This window comes from Pseudomonas frederiksbergensis, from assembly GCF_000802155.2.
GTDB classification, from domain to species: Bacteria; Pseudomonadota; Gammaproteobacteria; order Pseudomonadales; family Pseudomonadaceae; genus Aquipseudomonas; species Aquipseudomonas frederiksbergensis_A.
In genome coordinates this window covers 18150-30590 of sequence record NZ_JQGJ02000003.1, presented here as the reverse complement: position 1 = coordinate 30590, position 12441 = coordinate 18150, and the positions used below count along the sequence as shown (strand labels likewise).

The window sequence follows — 12441 nt, the reverse complement described above, 5'->3', positions numbered from 1 at the left end:
AGTGCATGAGACTTCGATGATGCGTTTTTGCTGCCTGTGGGTTATCGGCTGTTTATGGCTTCCCTTGATGACATGGGCTGCGCCCGCGCCGCAGACCCATGGCGTGCAATTGAGCGCAGAGCAGCGCCAATGGTTGGCACAACATCAGCCGCTGCGGGTCGGCCTGGTATTGCAGGCGCCTTTTGCGCAGTACGACCGGCGTTTGCAGCGGTTGTCCGGCACCAACGTCGAGTTGATGCAATGGCTGGGCAAGGCGTTGGGCGTCGATCTGACGTGGCGCAATTTCCAAGACGTCGCGCAACTGGAAGCAGCGGTGCGCGACGGCGAAATCGATGTTGCTCCCGGCCTGACCCAGACTCCGGTCGGGCTCAGGCTCTGGCAGTTTTCCGATCCTTACATGCGCGTGCCGCAATTGATCGTCGGCGCGCAGAAGGGCGCTGAGGGCGTGGAGTTGGAGAAGCTCGACGGCCAGGTCCGCGTTGCGGTGCGCATGCCCAGCGCCACGGCCGATTATCTGCGCGGCAATTATCCGGCGCTGAACCTGCAAGGCGTGCCGATGGAGCGCGAGGCGCTGCAATTGTTGCTGACCCAGCAGGCCCGATACGCGGTGGTCGATGAGGCGCAGCTTGGACGGTTGATGGTCGAACCCGAATTCTCCGAGCTGGCGGTAGTGGGCGATATTGGTTCACCACAGTTGCTACGGGTCGCCACGCGCCGGGACTGGCTCCAGTTGTCCGAAATTATCGACAGTGCCCTGCAGGCCATCCCGGCCAAGGAGCTGGAACAGTTGCACAGTCGTTGGCTCAAGCCGAAATACCCGCGCCTGACCGAAACCCCGGGTTTCTGGCAGAACCTGACCTTGCTGTTGCTGGCGCTGTTGCTCGCCAGCGTGGCCATCGTGTTTTGGCAACGCCGCCAGCAACGCGCACTGGAGCGCCGCTTGCGTACCGCGCGCGAGGACATTGCCCAGCGTACCGCCAGCGAAGAAGCCTTGCGCTTGACACAGTTTTCCATTGACCAGAGCACGGTCGGCATCCTCTGGGTCAACTGGGACAGTCATGTGCGCTACGCCAACCGCGCCGCTGAAACCATGTTGGGCTACGCTTCAGGCGCGATCATCGACCGGCCGCTTATCGATTTCGAGCCGGGTTTGCACATGGACCGCTGGTTGAATTTGTGGAAACGCGCCCGCGCCAGTGAAGACGGACCACAGAGTTTCGAGACCGAATGCGTGCGAGCCGATGGCAGTATCCTGCCGGCCGACGTTTCCCTGAGCTTCTTGCGGTTTCGTGATGCCGAATACCTGGTCGTCTACCTCAACGACGTGACCGAGCGGCGACGCGCATTGGCGGCTTTGCGCGAAAGCGAGGCGCGGCTGCAAGGCATCGCCGCCAACGTGCCGGGGTTGGTCTTTCGCCTGGAGCGGGCGCCGGTGACTGGGCAGATCGATTTTGCCTACATCAGCGAAGGCAGCGAAAGTCTGGTGGGCTACTCTCCGGCGACCCTGGCCCGCAGCGATACCGGGCTGCGCAGCCTGGTGCACCCGGAGGACAAGGCCGATTATCACCGCACCCAGGACCAGGCGCTGGACAGTGACAGCGACTGGTCATGGCAAGGCCGCATCCTCACCCGCGACGGTCAGCAGCGCTGGGCCGAGATCAAGGCAATCACGCGCCGTCTCGAGGATGGCGCCTACGTCTGGGACGGAATCGTCTGGGACATCACCGAAAGCAAGCGCATCGAACTGGAGCTGGCCAGCTCCCGAGAGCAGTTGCGTGAATTGTCGGCGCACCTGGAAAGCGTGCGGGAGGAGGAAAAAGCGCGCATCGCCCGGGAAGTTCACGATGAGCTGGGTCAGATGCTGACGGTGCTGAAGCTGGAGACATCCATGTGCGAACTGGCCTACGCCCAGCTGGACCCCGGCCTGCAAGAGCGGCTCAACAGCATGAAACGCCTGATCGCCCAATTGTTCCAGTTGGTGCGGGACGTGGCGACGGCTTTGCGCCCGCCGATTCTCGATGCCGGTATCGCCTCGGCCATTGAATGGCAGGCCCGGCGCTTCGAGGCGCGCACGCAGATTCCCTGTCTGGTGCAGGTTCCTGACAACTTGCCGCCATTGAGCGACGCCAAGGCCATCGGCCTGTTCCGGATTCTCCAGGAAGCCCTGACCAATGTGATGCGCCATGCCCAGGCGCATACTGTGGAACTGACGCTGACTCAGGAAGGCGACCAGTTGTGTCTGACAGTCAGCGACGACGGTGTAGGATTTATTGCTGATACCGGGCGGCCGACATCCTTCGGCCTGGTCGGCATGCGTGAGCGAGTGTTGATCATGGGGGGGCGGTTGACCCTGGAAAGTGAACCGGGCGAGGGGACTTCCCTTGCCGTGTGGGTACCGCTGGACAAGCCGCAACTCGATTGATGTGCACGAACCCTGTGTGGCGAGCTTGCTCGCGATGATTCCAAATCTGGAGAAGAACCGTGATCCGTGTACTGGTAGCCGAAGACCACACCATCGTCCGTGAAGGTATCAAGCAATTGATCGGCCTGGCCAAGGATCTGGTGGTGGTGGGGGAGGCGAGCAATGGTGAGCAATTGCTCGAGACCTTGCGACACGTGCCGTGCGAAGTGGTGCTGCTGGATATTTCCATGCCAGGCGTCAACGGCCTGGAGGCGATCCCGCGGATCCGGGCACTGAGCAATCCGCCGGCCATCCTGGTGCTGTCGATGCATGACGAGGCGCAAATGGCCGCTCGCGCCCTGAAGGTCGGTGCCGCCGGCTACGCCACCAAGGACAGCGATCCAGCCTTGCTGCTCATGGCGATTCGCAAGGTCGCGGCCGGTGGTCGATATATTGATCCGGACCTGGCCGACCGCATGGTCTTCGAAGTGGGCCTGACCGATACGCGGCCGCTGCACTCGCTGTTATCGGAGCGCGAATTCTCGGTCTTCGAGCGCCTCGCGCAAGGCGCCAACGTCAATGACATCGCCCAGCAATTAGCCCTGAGCAGCAAGACCATCAGTACCCATAAGGCGCGGTTGATGCAAAAGCTCAACATCACCTCGCTGGCCGAATTGGTGAAGTATGCGATGGAACACAAGTTGCTCTGACGTTCACCACCGTCTCCTGTGGGAGCGAACTTGCTCGCGAAAGCGTCACACCATCAGTACCGATGTCGCCGACACGCCGCCATCGCGAGCAAGCTCGTTCCCACAGGGTTTCGTGTCGGCATATCCATTTACGACACGCCTCACTACCGCATTTGCCCCCAACTTGCAGCTTGCCGCTTGAAGTGCGCAACTGCATTTATCCAATCCCGCCATCCTTGTAGGGCAATCCCTACCCCGGCTCTTCCACCCGGCTGAGGCGATTCTCTCCTGCGCCCCGATTTGCGTGGGTCCCGGGCTCCACTAGGCTTGGACTCACAAGCAGTCATCAATACAAAAGGTGCGGGTATGAGCCAGGTCGATTCAAGCGCGGGGACCAGTGATGTGCTGGTCAGCTTTCGTGGTGTTCAAAAGAGCTACGACGGCGAGAACCTGATCGTCAAGGACCTCAACCTGGACATTCGCAAAGGCGAGTTCCTGACCCTGCTCGGGCCTTCCGGCTCCGGCAAGACCACCAGCCTGATGATGCTCGCCGGTTTCGAGACCCCGACCGCCGGCGAGATCCAATTGGCCGGCCGCTCGATCAATAACGTGCCGCCGCACAAGCGCGACATCGGCATGGTCTTCCAGAACTACGCCTTGTTCCCGCACATGACCGTCGCCGAGAACCTGGCCTTCCCGCTGACCGTGCGCGGCCTGAACAAGAGCGACGTAGGTGATCGGGTCAAGCGTGTCCTGAGCATGGTCCAGTTGGAAACCTTCGCACAACGCTACCCGGCACAATTGTCCGGTGGCCAGCAGCAGCGGGTTGCCCTGGCGCGGGCGTTGGTGTTCGAGCCGCAACTCGTGTTGATGGACGAACCCCTCGGCGCACTGGACAAACAACTGCGCGAACACATGCAGATGGAAATCAAGCACCTGCACCAGCGCCTCGGCGTGACCGTCGTCTACGTGACCCACGACCAGGGCGAAGCCTTGACCATGTCCGACCGCGTTGCCGTGTTCCACCAAGGCGAGATCCAGCAGATCGCTCCTCCGCGTACCTTGTACGAAGAACCGAAGAACACCTTCGTCGCCAACTTCATCGGTGAAAACAACCGCCTCAACGGGCGCCTGCACAGCCAGACCGGTGATCGCTGCCTGGTGGAACTGGGGCGTGGCGAAAAAGTCGAGGCCCTGGCCGTCAATGTCGGCAAGCCGGGCGAGCCGGTCACGCTGTCGATCCGGCCGGAGCGGGTCAGCCTCAACGGTTCCAGTGAACAATGTGTCAACCGCTTCTCAGGGAGGGTGGCGGAATTCATCTATCTGGGCGACCACGTCCGGGTTCGCCTGGAAGTCTGCGGCAAGAACGACTTCTTCGTGAAACAACCGATTGCCGAGCTCGATCCCGGGCTGGCCGTTGGGGACGTGGTTCCGCTTGGCTGGCAAGTCGAGCATGTGCGTGCGCTCGATCCCCTTCTAGAGGCGAATTGATCGCCCCCTGCTGTAACCAACACCAACCCTGCACGTGGAGAGAACAATAAATGTTGAGATCCCTGAAGTTCACAGCCCTGACACTGGGCATGATGGGTGCGGCAAGCGCGATGGCGGCGGGCCCGGACCTGACCGTGGTGTCTTTCGGCGGGGCGAACAAGGCGGCCCAGGTCAAAGCCTTCTACGCACCGTGGGAAGCGGCCGGCAACGGCAAGATCGTGGCCGGCGAATACAACGGCGAAATGGCCAAGGTCAAGGCCATGGTCGACACCAAGAGCGTTTCCTGGGACCTGGTTGAAGTCGAATCCCCGGAATTGTCCCGTGGTTGCGACGAAGACATGTTCGAACAGCTGGATCCGGCCCTGTTCGGCAAAGCCGAAGACTACGTCAAGGGCGCCATCCAGCCTTGCGGCGTAGGTTTCTTCGTGTGGTCGACCGTGTTGGCCTACAACGCCGACAAACTCAAGACCGCGCCGACCAGTTGGGCGGACTTCTGGGACACCAAGCAATTCCCAGGCAAGCGCGGCCTGCGCAAGGGCGCCAAGTACACCTTGGAATTCGCCCTGATGGCTGACGGCGTAGCGCCGAAAGACGTCTACAAAGTGCTGGCCGGCAAGGATGGCCAGGATCGCGCGTTCAAGAAGCTCGACGAACTCAAGCCGAACATCCAATGGTGGGAAGCTGGCGCCCAACCGCCGCAATACCTGGCTTCCGGCGACGTGGTCATGAGCTCGGCCTACAACGGCCGGATCGCTGCGGTACAAAAAGAAAGCAACCTGAAAGTGGTGTGGAACGGCGGCATCTACGACTTCGATGCATGGGCCATTCCACGCGGCCTGGACAAGACCCGCGCCGAAGCGGCGAAGAAGTTCATCGCCTTCTCGGTGGCGCCGCAGCAGCAGAAGACCTACTCGGAAAACATCGCCTACGGCCCGGCCAACACCCAGGCAGTGCCGTTGCTGGCCAAGGATGTCCTGAAGGACATGCCGACCACCCCGGAAAACATCGCCAACCAGGTGCAGATCGACGTCAGCTTCTGGGCTGACAACGGCGAGCAACTTGAGCAGCGCTTCAATTCCTGGGCTGCGAAGTAACTGAAGCATCCCGGCTGAACGGGCTTTTGTGGCGAGGGAGATTCTCCCGCTTGAGTGCGCAGCACTCACAAAATTGATGTTGCCGACAAAATTTTGGGGCCGCTTCGCCCGAGGCGTCGGGCCGGCCCAGCGCGAGCAAGCTCGCTCGCCACAATGACTCGTTCCCACAGGTTGCGGTTTCAAAAGAACAGAGGCGGCCCGCCGCCCCTGTAACGATAAAAGATTTGCGGAGTTCGCCATGGCCATCGCCGTTCCACTGAACGCGGGCACCAGCCCCACCCTCAAGCAGCGGCTCAAGCGCGCAGAGCGGGTCAACCGCTGGAAGGCCCAGGCCCTGATCGCGCCGTTGGTGCTGTTTTTGTTGCTGGTGTTCCTGGTGCCCATCGTCGCGCTGCTGTTCAAAAGCGTCAGCAACCCGGAAGTGGTGGGCGCCATGCCGCGCACCGTCGCCGCCGTCGCAGCGTGGGACGGACGCGGTTTGCCGGGCGAGCCGGTGTACAAGGCTGCCAGTGAAGACCTGGCCGAAGCCCGCAAGAATCAGACCCTGGGCGACTTGTCCAAGCGCCTGAACATGGAGCTGGCCGGCTATCGCAGCCTGCTGACCAAGACCGCTCGGGCGTTGCCGTTTGCCACCGAGCCGACCTCTTATAAAGAAGCATTGGAGAACCTCGATGAGCGTTGGGGTGACCCGGCGTACTGGCAGGTGATCCGCCGCAACACCAGCGACGTTACCCCGTATTACTTGCTGGCGGCTGTCGATCACCGCATCGATGACCTCGGCGAACTGGCCCCGGCCACCCCTGACCAGGCGATCTACCTCGATATCTTCACCCGTACCTTCTGGATGGGCCTGGTGATCACCGCAATCTGCCTGGTGCTCGCCTATCCATTGGCCTACCTGCTGGCGAATCTGCCATCGCGCCAAAGCAACCTGTTGATGATCCTGGTGTTGTTGCCGTTCTGGACCTCGATCCTGGTGCGGGTGGCGGCGTGGATCGTGTTGCTGCAATCGGGTGGCTTGATCAACAGCGCCTTGATGGCCATGGGCATCATCGATAAGCCCCTGGAGCTGGTGTTCAACCGCGTCGGCGTGTACATCTCCATGGTCCACATCCTGCTGCCGTTCATGATCCTGCCGATCTACAGCGTGATGAAGGGCATCTCGCCAACCTACATGCGAGCGGCAATTTCCCTGGGCTGCCACCCGTTCGCCAGTTTCTGGCGGGTGTACTTCCCACAAACCTATGCCGGTGTCGGCGCCGGTTGCCTGTTGGTGTTCATCCTTGCCATCGGCTACTACATCACGCCGGCGCTGCTGGGCAGCCCGAACGACCAGATGGTCAGCTACTTCGTCGCGTTCTACACCAACACCAGCATCAACTGGGGCATGGCCACGGCGCTCGGCGGGCTGCTCTTGCTGGCGACCATCGTGCTTTATCTGATTTACAGCTGGTTGGTGGGCGCCAGTCGCCTGCGTCTGAGCTAAGGGGAAATCGAAATGCTGAGTCCTTACATGTCCCCCGTCGAGCGGGTGTGGTTCTACACCTTGCGCATTCTCTGCGGGCTGATCCTGTTGTTTCTGATCCTGCCGGTGCTGGTGATCATCCCGTTGTCGTTCAACTCCGGCAGCTTCCTGGTCTACCCGCTGCAAGGTTTTTCGCTGCAGTGGTACCACGATTTCTTCGCTTCGGCGGAATGGATGCGGGCCTTGAAGAACAGCATCATTGTTGCCCCGGCGGCGACGTTGCTGGCGATGATCTTCGGCACGCTGGCGGCCATTGGCCTGACCCGTGGCGACTTCCCGGGCAAGGCGCTGGTGATGGCCCTGGTGATTTCGCCCATGGTGGTGCCGGTCGTGATCATCGGGGTGGCCAGCTACCTGTTTTTCGCACCACTGGGAATGGGCAACAGTTTCTTCTCGCTGATCGTGGTCCACGCGGTACTGGGCGTACCGTTCGTCATCATCACGGTTTCGGCGACCTTGCAGGGCTTCAATCACAACCTGGTTCGAGCCGCCGCCAGCCTCGGAGCCTCGCCATTGACGGCGTTTCGCCGGGTGACCCTGCCGCTGATCGCCCCTGGCGTGATTTCCGGCGCGCTGTTCGCCTTCGCGACATCGTTCGATGAGGTGGTGGTGACCTTGTTCCTGGCCGGTCCCGAGCAGGCCACGTTGCCACGGCAGATGTTCAGCGGCATCCGCGAAAACCTCAGCCCCACCATCGCAGCGGCGGCGACGCTGCTGATTGCCTTCTCGGTGATCCTGTTGCTGACATTGGAATGGTTGCGTGGGCGCAGCGAGAAGCTGCGTACTACCCAAGTCTGACGGCTTGCTGAAGGACCATCGTGGCAGCGAGCAGGCTCGCTGCCACGATGGTCCTTCATCGCATTCACGCGCTGAATGACAAGCTAACCCTCAATACCGAGCTATCCTTGTGCCAGCCCATTCTCGAACAAGAGGCCGCGCACAATGAGTCTTTCCTCGTTCAAGATCGCCCATAAATTGATCACCGGTGCTGCTGCCATCGAGCAACTGGCGGCCGAGCTGACGCGGCTGGATGTCGACAATCCGTTGATCGTGACCGATGCGGCGCTGGTCAAGTCCGGCACCGTGGACTTGGCCTTGCAGCACCTGGGCGGGCGCGACTACGAGATCTTCGACCGGGTCATGCCCGACCCGGAAATCGCCATCGTCGAAGACTGCATGCAAGCCTACCGCGACGGTGGGCATGACGGCCTGATTGGCCTGGGCGGCGGCAGTGCCATCGACATCGCCAAGTGCGTGGGCGTCTATGCCGGATACCACGGCGAGTTGCAGGATATGTTCGGCGTCGACCAGGTGCCGCGCAAAGGCCCGCCGATGATCGCCATTCCCACCACGGCCGGTACCGGGTCGGAAGTTACCAACGTCGCCATTCTCTCCGACAAGGCCGCGCAACTGAAAAAAGGCATCGTCAGCGATTACCTGTTGCCGGACGTGGCGCTGGTCAGCCCGCAAATGACGCTCACCTGCCCACGCGGCGTAACGGCTGCCAGTGGCGTGGATGCGCTGGTGCACGCCATCGAGGCCTACCTGTCCCTCAATGCTTCACCGATCACCGACGCCCTGGCCATCGGTGCAATCAAGCTGATCACCCGCGCGTTGCCCAAGGCCTACGCCAATCCTAACCATCTGCAGGCCCGTGAAGACATGGCCACGGCCAGCCTGATGGCCGGCATGGCCTTTGGTAATGCCGGGGTCGGGGCGGTGCACGCGCTGGCCTATCCGTTGGGCGGGCGCTTCCATGTGTCCCATGGTGTCGCCAATGCCTTGTTGCTGCCTTATGTGATGGCTTGGAACAAGATGGCCTGCGTCGAGCGCATGCGCGACATTGCCGAGGCCATGGGCCTCAGGACCGCCCACCTGAGTGACCTCGAAGCGGCCGATGAAGCCGTGGAGGCCATGGTCGCCTTGTGCGCCGCCGTGCAGATTCCCCAGGGCCTGAGCGGACTGGGCGTGACCGAGGACGTGATCCCCTCCATGGCGGTGGAAGCCGCAGGGATCGAGCGGCTGATGCGCAACAACCCGCGCCAACTGAGCGCCGCCGATATCGAGAAGATCTACCGTGCGGCGTATTGATCGATTGTCACGGTGGGCGCGCCAAATCTTGAGGTATACAATGCGCGCCATCGTGATTTCGCTCAAAACAGGTGCGTGATGCAGCCCTTCGCTATTGCTCCGTCGATTCTCTCCGCCGACTTCGCCCGCCTGGGCGAGGAAGTGGACAACGTTCTGGCCGCCGGGGCCGACATCGTGCACTTCGATGTCATGGACAACCACTACGTGCCCAACCTGACCATCGGCCCGATGGTCTGCGCGGCGCTGCGCAAATACGGCATCACCGCGCCGATCGATGCGCACCTGATGGTCAGCCCGGTGGATCGCATCGTTGGCGATTTCATCGAGGCTGGCGCGACCTACATCACCTTCCACCCGGAAGCTACGCTGCATGTCGACCGTTCCCTGCAGTTGATCCGCGAAGGCGGTTGCAAGGCCGGCCTGGTATTCAACCCGGCCACGCCCCTGGACGTGCTCAAGTACGTGATGGACAAGGTCGACATGGTCCTGCTGATGAGCGTCAACCCTGGCTTCGGCGGGCAGAAGTTCATCCCGGGCACCCTCGACAAGCTGCGCGAAGCCCGTGCGCTGATCGATGCCTCGGGCCGCGACATCCGCCTGGAAATCGACGGTGGCGTGAATGTGAACAATATTCGTGAAATCGCCGCGGCCGGCGCCGACACCTTTGTCGCCGGTTCTGCGATCTTCAATGCGCCGAACTATGCAGAAGTGATTGAAAAGATGCGTTCTGAACTGGCCCTGGCCCGTCCATGAGCGGCTTCGAGCAGCTGTTCCCCGGCAGCTTGCCGCGTCTGGTGATGTTCGACCTTGATGGCACACTGGTCGATTCGGTTCCGGATCTCGCGGCGGCCGTGGACACGATGCTGCTCAAGCTCGGACGCCCGCCCGCCGGCATCGATGCGGTGCGCCACTGGGTCGGCAACGGCGCGCCCATGCTGGTGCGCCGGGCCCTGGCCAACGACATCGATGCCCAAGGCGTCGATGACGCCGAGGCCGAGCAGGCGCTGGCGTTGTTCAATGAAGCCTATGAAGACAATCACCAGCTGACGGTGGTCTATCCCGGCGTGCGTTCCACCCTCAAGTGGCTGAAAAAGCAAGGCGTGGAGATGGCCCTAATCACCAACAAGCCGGAACGCTTCGTCGCGCCGCTGCTGGACCAGATGAAGATCGGCCGCTATTTCCGCTGGATCATCGGCGGCGATACCTTGCCACAGAAAAAGCCCGACCCGGCCGCGCTGTTCTTCGTCATGAAAATGGCCAACATCCCGGCCTCCCAATCCTTGTTTGTCGGCGACTCGCGCAGCGATGTGCTGGCGGCCAAGGCGGCAGGGGTCAAGTGCGTTGCCCTGAGTTACGGCTACAACCACGGCCGGCCCATCGCCGAAGAGTTTCCGACGCTGGTGATCGATGATTTGCGCCTGTTAATTCCCGGTTGCCTGGACCCGGCCGCTGAGATAACGTTGCCCGACGCTGTTCAATCCTCTTCTGGAAACGCCATCGTGGTGGTCACTCGCAAACTCTGGATGAAAGTCATGAAGGCCCTGGCCCGCTGGCGTTGGCGCGCCTGACGTGATCTTGGCCGGTTATCCGGCGCGTTTGCATACCTGACTGTCAGCTCCTCTTGCCACGAGGCACACCATGATCCGCGAAGAATTTCTGCGTCTAGCCGCTGCCGGCTACAACCGCATCCCGCTTGCCTGCGAAACCCTGGCCGACTTCGACACGCCGCTGTCGATCTATCTCAAGCTGGCCGACCAGCCGAACTCCTATCTGCTTGAATCGGTGCAGGGCGGTGAGAAGTGGGGCCGTTATTCCATGATTGGCTTGCCGTGCCGTACGGTGCTGCGGGTGCATGACCATCGCGTCAGCGTGACCCAGGACGGCGTCGAGATCGAAAGCTTAGAAGTGGAGGATCCGCTGGCGTTCGTCGAATCCTTCAAGGCCCGCTACAACGTGCCGACCATCCCCGGGCTGCCGCGTTTCAACGGTGGCCTGGTGGGGTATTTCGGCTATGACTGCGTGCGCTATGTGGAAAAACGTCTCGGCACCTGTCCGAACCCCGATCCGCTTGGGGTGCCGGACATTTTGCTGATGGTCTCCGACGCGGTCGTGGTCTTCGATAACCTCGCCGGCAAGATGCACGCGATTATCCTCGCCGACCCGTCCCGGGAAGACGCCTACGAGCAGGGGCAGGAAAGCCTGCAGGCGCTGCTGGAAAAGCTTCGCCAGCCAATCACGCCGCGCCCAGGCCTGGACTTCCACAAGCAGTCGGCCGCCGACCCGGTGTTCCGTTCCAGCTTCACCCAGGACGATTACGAACGGGCCGTCGATACGATCAAGGAATACATCCTCGCCGGCGATTGCATGCAGGTCGTGCCGTCGCAACGGATGTCCATCGACTTCAAGGCCGCGCCCATCGATCTCTACCGGGCGCTGCGCTGTTTCAACCCGACGCCCTACATGTACTTCTTCAATTTCGGCGACTTCCATGTCGTGGGCAGTTCGCCGGAAGTGCTGGTGCGCGTCGAAGACAACCTGATCACCGTCCGACCGATCGCCGGCACTCGTCCCCGTGGCGCCACGGAGGAGGCTGACCGGTCGCTGGAAGAGGACCTGCTGTCGGACGACAAGGAAATCGCCGAACACTTGATGTTGATCGACCTGGGCCGCAATGACACTGGGCGGGTCTCGGAAGTGGGGTCGGTGAAGCTCACCGAGAAAATGGTCATCGAGCGCTATTCAAACGTGATGCATATCGTGTCCAACGTCACCGGCCAGTTGAAGGCCGGGCTGACGGCAATGGACGCTTTGCGGGCGATCCTGCCGGCGGGCACCTTGTCGGGCGCGCCGAAGATCCGCGCGATGGAAATCATCGACGAACTGGAGCCGGTCAAGCGGGGTGTGTACGGCGGGGCCGTGGGTTACTTTGCCTGGAACGGCAACATGGACACCGCGATTGCCATTCGCACTGCGGTCATCAAGGACGGCGAGCTGCACGTGCAGGCCGGCGGCGGCATCGTCGCCGACTCGGTGCCCGCGTTGGAATGGGAAGAAACCCTGAACAAGCGCCGGGCGATGTTCCGCGCCGTGGCGTTGGCCGAGCAGACCTCCAGCGACTGAATCCTGTCGCAGCTTGATCTGATCAATGTG

At 61.7% G+C, this 12441-nt stretch carries 10 protein-coding genes; all 10 read left to right on the top strand.

Annotated features, from left to right (window positions below; genetic code table 11):
- The first annotated feature begins 16 nt into the window (after positions 1-16).
- The 10 genes from JZ00_RS06155 (at position 17) to trpE (ending at position 12411) form a co-directional block, all read left to right on the top strand.
- The gene (locus JZ00_RS06155) at positions 17-2422 is read left to right on the top strand and encodes a PAS domain-containing sensor histidine kinase (RefSeq protein WP_039590794.1); all 2406 of its coding nucleotides are present in this window, start codon (positions 17-19) and stop codon (positions 2420-2422) included.
- 59 nt (positions 2423-2481) lie between these two features.
- Positions 2482-3111, top strand: coding sequence for a response regulator (locus JZ00_RS06150; protein ID WP_039590796.1), 630 nt, complete (start codon positions 2482-2484; stop codon positions 3109-3111).
- A gap of 345 nt (positions 3112-3456) precedes the next feature.
- On the top strand, positions 3457-4581 hold the full coding sequence (locus JZ00_RS06145; RefSeq protein ID WP_039590798.1) for an ABC transporter ATP-binding protein: 1125 nt from the start codon (positions 3457-3459) through the stop codon (positions 4579-4581).
- Positions 4582-4631: 50 nt separating this feature from the next.
- Positions 4632-5675 carry an ABC transporter substrate-binding protein gene (locus JZ00_RS06140; protein WP_003206153.1) on the top strand — a complete coding sequence of 348 codons (1044 nt, stop codon included), beginning with the start codon at positions 4632-4634 and terminating at the stop codon, positions 5673-5675.
- A gap of 238 nt (positions 5676-5913) precedes the next feature.
- Positions 5914-7161, top strand: coding sequence for an ABC transporter permease (locus JZ00_RS06135; RefSeq protein ID WP_039590800.1), 1248 nt, complete (start codon positions 5914-5916; stop codon positions 7159-7161).
- A 12-nt stretch (positions 7162-7173) separates the two neighbouring features.
- Positions 7174-7998 carry an ABC transporter permease gene (locus JZ00_RS06130; protein WP_039590802.1) on the top strand — a complete coding sequence of 275 codons (825 nt, stop codon included), beginning with the start codon at positions 7174-7176 and terminating at the stop codon, positions 7996-7998.
- Positions 7999-8142: 144 nt separating this feature from the next.
- A complete protein-coding gene (locus JZ00_RS06125) occupies positions 8143-9291 on the top strand; it encodes an iron-containing alcohol dehydrogenase (protein WP_039590804.1) in 1149 nt (382 codons plus the stop codon).
- A gap of 78 nt (positions 9292-9369) precedes the next feature.
- Positions 9370-10044 (top strand): ribulose-phosphate 3-epimerase, encoded by a 675-nt coding sequence (gene rpe / locus JZ00_RS06120; protein ID WP_039590807.1) that lies wholly within the window; start codon positions 9370-9372, stop codon positions 10042-10044.
- Positions 10041-10859, top strand: coding sequence for a phosphoglycolate phosphatase (locus JZ00_RS06115; RefSeq protein WP_039590808.1), 819 nt, complete (start codon positions 10041-10043; stop codon positions 10857-10859). The genes rpe and JZ00_RS06115 overlap by 4 nt, the downstream gene beginning before the upstream one ends.
- Positions 10860-10929: 70 nt before the next feature.
- Entirely contained in the window at positions 10930-12411 is a 1482-nt protein-coding gene (gene trpE, locus JZ00_RS06110; RefSeq protein WP_039590810.1) for an anthranilate synthase component I, read from the top strand.
- The last annotated feature ends 30 nt before the right edge of the window (positions 12412-12441 follow it).

Coding starts and splice junctions, on each gene's coding strand:
- JZ00_RS06115 (WP_039590808.1), top strand. CDS start 10,041: ATGAGCGGCTTCGAGCAGCTGTTCCCCGGCAGCTTGCCGCGTCTGGTG.
- JZ00_RS06155 (WP_039590794.1), top strand. CDS start 17: ATGATGCGTTTTTGCTGCCTGTGGGTTATCGGCTGTTTATGGCTTCCC.
- JZ00_RS06125 (WP_039590804.1), top strand. CDS start 8,143: ATGAGTCTTTCCTCGTTCAAGATCGCCCATAAATTGATCACCGGTGCT.
- JZ00_RS06130 (WP_039590802.1), top strand. CDS start 7,174: ATGCTGAGTCCTTACATGTCCCCCGTCGAGCGGGTGTGGTTCTACACC.
- JZ00_RS06140 (WP_003206153.1), top strand. CDS start 4,632: ATGTTGAGATCCCTGAAGTTCACAGCCCTGACACTGGGCATGATGGGT.
- JZ00_RS06135 (WP_039590800.1), top strand. CDS start 5,914: ATGGCCATCGCCGTTCCACTGAACGCGGGCACCAGCCCCACCCTCAAG.
- JZ00_RS06145 (WP_039590798.1), top strand. CDS start 3,457: ATGAGCCAGGTCGATTCAAGCGCGGGGACCAGTGATGTGCTGGTCAGC.
- trpE (WP_039590810.1), top strand. CDS start 10,930: ATGATCCGCGAAGAATTTCTGCGTCTAGCCGCTGCCGGCTACAACCGC.
- rpe (WP_039590807.1), top strand. CDS start 9,370: ATGCAGCCCTTCGCTATTGCTCCGTCGATTCTCTCCGCCGACTTCGCC.